Source organism: Mycobacterium sp. ABE4_509 (assembly GCF_056160785.1).
Map to the genome: position 1 here is coordinate 1 of NZ_JBSWXU010000237.1, position 4494 is coordinate 4494.

5 protein-coding genes are annotated in these 4494 nt (G+C 69.0%); 4 read left to right on the top strand and 1 reads right to left on the bottom strand.

Annotated features, from left to right (window positions below; translation table 11 throughout):
- The first annotated feature begins 173 nt into the window (after positions 1 to 173).
- Positions 174 to 551 carry a hypothetical protein gene (locus ACXAID_RS27140; RefSeq protein WP_475025274.1) on the top strand — a complete coding sequence of 126 codons (378 nt, stop codon included), beginning with the start codon at positions 174 to 176 and terminating at the stop codon, positions 549 to 551.
- A gap of 29 nt (positions 552 to 580) precedes the next feature.
- Positions 581 to 1552 (top strand): prenyltransferase/squalene oxidase repeat-containing protein, encoded by a 972-nt coding sequence (locus tag ACXAID_RS27145; RefSeq protein WP_475025275.1) that lies wholly within the window; start codon positions 581 to 583, stop codon positions 1550 to 1552.
- A gap of 54 nt (positions 1553 to 1606) precedes the next feature.
- Here ACXAID_RS27145 and ACXAID_RS27150 read toward each other — a convergent pair whose 3' ends face one another.
- Positions 1607 to 2212, bottom strand: coding sequence for a YqgE/AlgH family protein (locus tag ACXAID_RS27150; protein ID WP_475025276.1), 606 nt, complete (start codon positions 2210 to 2212; stop codon positions 1607 to 1609).
- A 135-nt stretch (positions 2213 to 2347) separates the two neighbouring features.
- On the opposite strand from ACXAID_RS27150, the gene ACXAID_RS27155 reads away from it, so the two are divergent.
- Together ACXAID_RS27155 and ACXAID_RS27160 are read left to right on the top strand one after the other, a co-directional pair.
- Complete coding sequence (locus ACXAID_RS27155; RefSeq protein WP_475025277.1) at positions 2348 to 3631, top strand: MFS transporter; 1284 nt, start codon at positions 2348 to 2350, stop codon at positions 3629 to 3631.
- Between the two features lie 10 nt (positions 3632 to 3641).
- Entirely contained in the window at positions 3642 to 4433 is a 792-nt protein-coding gene (locus ACXAID_RS27160) for a TIGR03084 family metal-binding protein (protein ID WP_475025278.1), read from the top strand.
- Positions 4434 to 4494 lie beyond the last annotated feature (61 nt).

Genomic DNA, 4494 nt, shown 5'->3' on the forward strand with positions numbered 1-4494 from the left:
CGGTGGCACCAGCCGCAGTGAGCGCGCCCGCCGCCCCGGCGCCACAAGCTCCCAGCGTCCCCGCCGCGGCCGCCCAGCCGCAGCCGTTGGGACTGCAGGGGTAGAGCCGTCGTCCCCCGGGCGAAGCCTGGCGTCCGGGGGACGGCACCCTGCCACACCGTATTCTGAGGGCCATGTTCGTTGCTGCCATCGTCTGTCTGTGCGCGGCCGTGGTGACCGGTGCGCTCGGCGTGTGGTCGCTGACCAGGCCGCCGTCCGCCGACTTCGTCCAGCGGGTGCTGCGCGGGGTGGCCCCGACCCAATTGGCCGCCGCGGCGATGCTCGCGGCCGGCGCCGCCATCGGGTTCACCGCTACACCGCCGACGGCCACGGTCCTGCTCACCGTGTGCGTCCTCGGAGCGATCGGCACCGTCACGGCCGGATGCTGGCAGAGCGCCAAAGGCGTGGCGCTGGCCCAGGCCCGCCAGCAGGCGTCAGCCGGCGGCGACGGATGTGCCGGGGCCTGCGGTTCGTGCAGCCTCCCCTGTTCAGATGAGGCCACCAACCACTAGACGGAATGGGGGCAGGCCACATTGAAAACATGAGTTGGCTGGCTGACCTACGCCACAACCCTGTTCCGCCACTGATCAACAGCGGACATGCCCCGGTCCAGTATTGGTCAAGAAGAGACTTGTTGAGACAAGCTGTGCCGAAACCGAAAGATGTCTTGTGGGATCAGGCGATACCGCAGGGAATTCTTCGGAAACAGCGTGACCGCGGCTGTTGGTCGTACCCGGGTAGGAGAGCATCGCCAGCTGTCGATTACGACCAGCTGGAAACCTATCGCCAGCTTGGTTTCTTGATAGAGATGTTCGGCTTCAACCGTGAACATTCATCCATAGCGAGGGCGGCCGAATACATATTCTCGTGTCAGCACGACGACGGCGACATCAGAGGCATTTACGCTCTCCAATACACGCCGAACTACACCGCAGCTCTCCTGGAGCTGCTCGTCAAAGCCGGCTACGAGGACGACGAGCGCACATCTCGTGCCTTCACCTGGCTGGAAGACCATCGCCAGCTTGACGGCGGGTGGGCTTTGGCTTTCCGTACGCAAGGGTATGGACTCGGCACAACGTACGGCGGGAGCCCGAAACTGGAGCTGGATCGCAGCAAACCGTTTTCGCATCTGGTGACCGGCGTTGTCCTACGAGCATTCGCAGCGCATCCGGAATACCGCACGAGCAGTATTGCCAAAAACGCTCTCGCCCTGCTCGTACCGCGCTTTTTTGAGCGGGACGCGTATCCGGACAGAAGCCGTAAAGAGGACTGGACGCGCTTCAGCTTCCCATTTTGGCAGACTGACATCCTGTCCTCACTGGATGTTGCCGGACTCATCGAACCGCGACTAACCCGCCACGCCAAGGTGCAAGAAGCAAGGCAATGGTTCTGTGCGCATCAACGCCAAGACGGTCTCTTCACCGGGCGCTTGCTCAGGGATCGCTACCACGATCTACAGCTCTGGTACAGCTACGCGGTTTGCAGAGCATTCGCCAGATTTGCGACAGAGTGATTCGCGCGATGGCCTGCCGTGCTCGGCGTGGCCATACCACCGAGGACAAACACGCTAGTTGCGGCTCAGATCGATCGGGTGGGTGGCCAGCATCGACAACGGCATCGGCTGGCGGCGCAGCACCCGGGCCCACAGATCGACCTTGGGCTCGACCAGCACGTCGGACGGCAACGCCGAGAGCACCATCCAGTCGTCCCGCTCGATCTCGCCCTCCAGCTGACCGATCGTCCACCCGGAGTAGCCGGCGTAGATGCGCACCCCTTCGACCAGCGGGGCGATCGCATCCGGGTCGGCATCCAGGTCGACCATCACCATCCGGCCCTGCACATGGCGCAGCCCGGCCACCCCGGCCGGATCCACCCCGACCCGCACTGTGGCCAGACACAACGCCGCATCACGCTTGACCGGCCCGCCGATGAACATCGTCTTGGGCTTGGTGGCCAACTTCGCCCACTGCGGCAACACGTTGTAGACGGCGGTCTCACTGGGCCGGTTCAGCACCACCCCCAGCGTGCCGCCGTCGTTGTGCTCGACGACGTAGATAACGCTGCGCCGGAAGGTGGGCTCGAGTAGATCGGTGTTGGCCAACAGCAGGGTGCCCGCGCGCACCCGGTGCGCCGCGGGGGCGATGAAATCTTCGGGATCCTCGGGCTGACCCACCCGCCCATCATGTCATCACCACCGGCGGATCGTGGCGAACGGGCGCGCCGTGACCTCAGATTTGTACTGTGGGTGCGGCCGCGGGTATCCCGGCCGATCACCCGCCCCGAACGACCACCGCCAGGATGTGACCCCGTGCCCGATGCCCGCGCACTTGTCGCCCTGTGGAAATCGGTACGGGCGCTGCCGCAGTTCTGGCGGCTGCTGGAACTGCGCGCGGTCAGCCAGTTCGGTGACGGGCTGTTCAACGCCGGGCTCGCCGGCGCCCTGCTGTTCAACCCGGAGCGGGAGGCCGCGCCGTGGGCCATCGCCGGGGCCTTCGCGGTGCTGTTTCTCCCGTACTCCCTGCTGGGGCCGTTCGCAGGGGCGTTGCTGGACCGCTGGGACCGGCGGCTGGTTCTCATCGGCGCCAACAGCGGACGCCTGGCGCTGGTGATCGGCGTCGCGGCGCTGCTCGAGGCCGGTGTCTCGGATCTGCCGATCCTGTTGGGCGCCTTGATCGTCAACGGCTTCACCCGATTCGTGTCGTCCGGGCTGTCGGCGGCGCTGCCGCACGTGGTTCCGCGCGAACAGGTGGTCACGATGAACTCGGTGGCGGTGGCCACCGGCGCGGCGGCCGCGTTCTTCGGGGCCTTCGTGATGCTGCTGCCGCGCTGGCTGTTCGGGGCCGGCGACGCCGGCGCCGCGACGATCATCTTCCTGGTCTGCGTCCCGGTCGCTGCCGCGCTGTGGCTGTCGGTGCGCTTCCCGCCCCATCTGCTCGGCCCGGACGTCACCGTGCGGGCGGTGCACGGTTCGGTCGGCTACGCGGTGGCCACCGGCTGGGTGCACGGTGCCCGGACGGTGCTGGCCGTGCCCACGGTGGCCGCGACGCTGGCCGGGTTGGCCGCCCACCGCATGGTGTTCGGGTTCAACACCCTGCTGGTGCTGGTGCTGGTCCGGCACACCGACACAGCCGGGGTCGCCGGCCTGGGCACCACGGCCCTGTTCGTCGCCGCGACCGGCACCGGTTCGTTTCTCGCCACCGCGATCACCCCGGTCGCGATCAAGCGGTGGGGCCGCTACGCGACACCCAACGGCGCCCTGGCGTTCGCGGCCGCAGTGCAGCTGGGCGGCGTCGGGCTACAGCTGCCGGTGATGGTGGGGTGCGGATTCCTGCTGGGTGCCGCCGGGCAGGTGGTCAAGCTCTCGGCGGACACCGCGATGCAGATCGACGTCGACGACGCGCTGCGCGGCCACGTCTTCACCGTGCAGGACTCGCTGTTCTGGATGGCCTTCATCACCGCGATCGCGGCCGCGGCCAGCGTGGTGCCGGCCGACGGTCACGCTCCCGGGCTGGCGGTCGCCGGGTCCGGTGTGTACCTGGCCGGGCTGGCGGCCCACGCGACGCTCGGACGCCGCGCCCGCCCCACTGGCTAAGGTGACCGGCATGGCCGGAGCAGCCCCGATCGTCGCCGATCTGCGTGCCGAAAGTGACAGCCTCGACGCGCTCGTGGCAGACCTGCCGCCACAGCGCTGGGCCGAGGACACCCCGGCCGCCGGCTGGACCATCGCCCACCAGATCGCCCACCTGCTGTGGACCGACCGGGTGGCATTGACCGCGATCGACGACGAGCCCGGGTTCAGCGTGATCCTCGGCGACGCCGCCCAGGATCCGTCCGGCTTCGTCGACGCCGGCGCCGCCGAGCTGGCGGCCCTCCCACCCGGCGAACTGCTCGCCCAATGGCGTCGCACCCGCGCCGCGCTGCACGACGCCCTGCTCTCGGTGGCCGACGGCCGCAAGCTGCCCTGGTTCGGGCCGCCGATGAGCGCGGCGTCGATGGCCACCGCCCGGCTGATGGAGACCTGGGCGCACGGGCTCGACGTCGCGGACGCACTGGGGGTGACCCGGGCCCCGACGGCACGGTTGCGTTCGATCGCCCACATCGGGGTGCGCACCCGCGACTTCGCGTTCGCGGTGCACGGGCTGACTCCGCCGGCCGCACCGTTCCACGTGAAACTGACCGCTCCGGACGGAGCGCCCGGCGATCCGGTGTGGACCTGGGGGCCCGAGGACGCCGAGCAGTACGTCACCGGCAGCGCCGAGCACTTCTGCATGCTGGTCACCCAGCGCCGTCCCCGCGCCGAACTCGACGTCGCCGCGGTCGGAACCGACGCGCAGCGCTGGCTCGACATCGCGCAGGCGTTCGCCGGGCCACCGGGTTCCGGACGCGCGTCCTAAGGCGAGCCGACGGCGTCGGCGCGCCCGTCCCCGTCGCGGTCGGCCAGCCGCAGGTCCCACC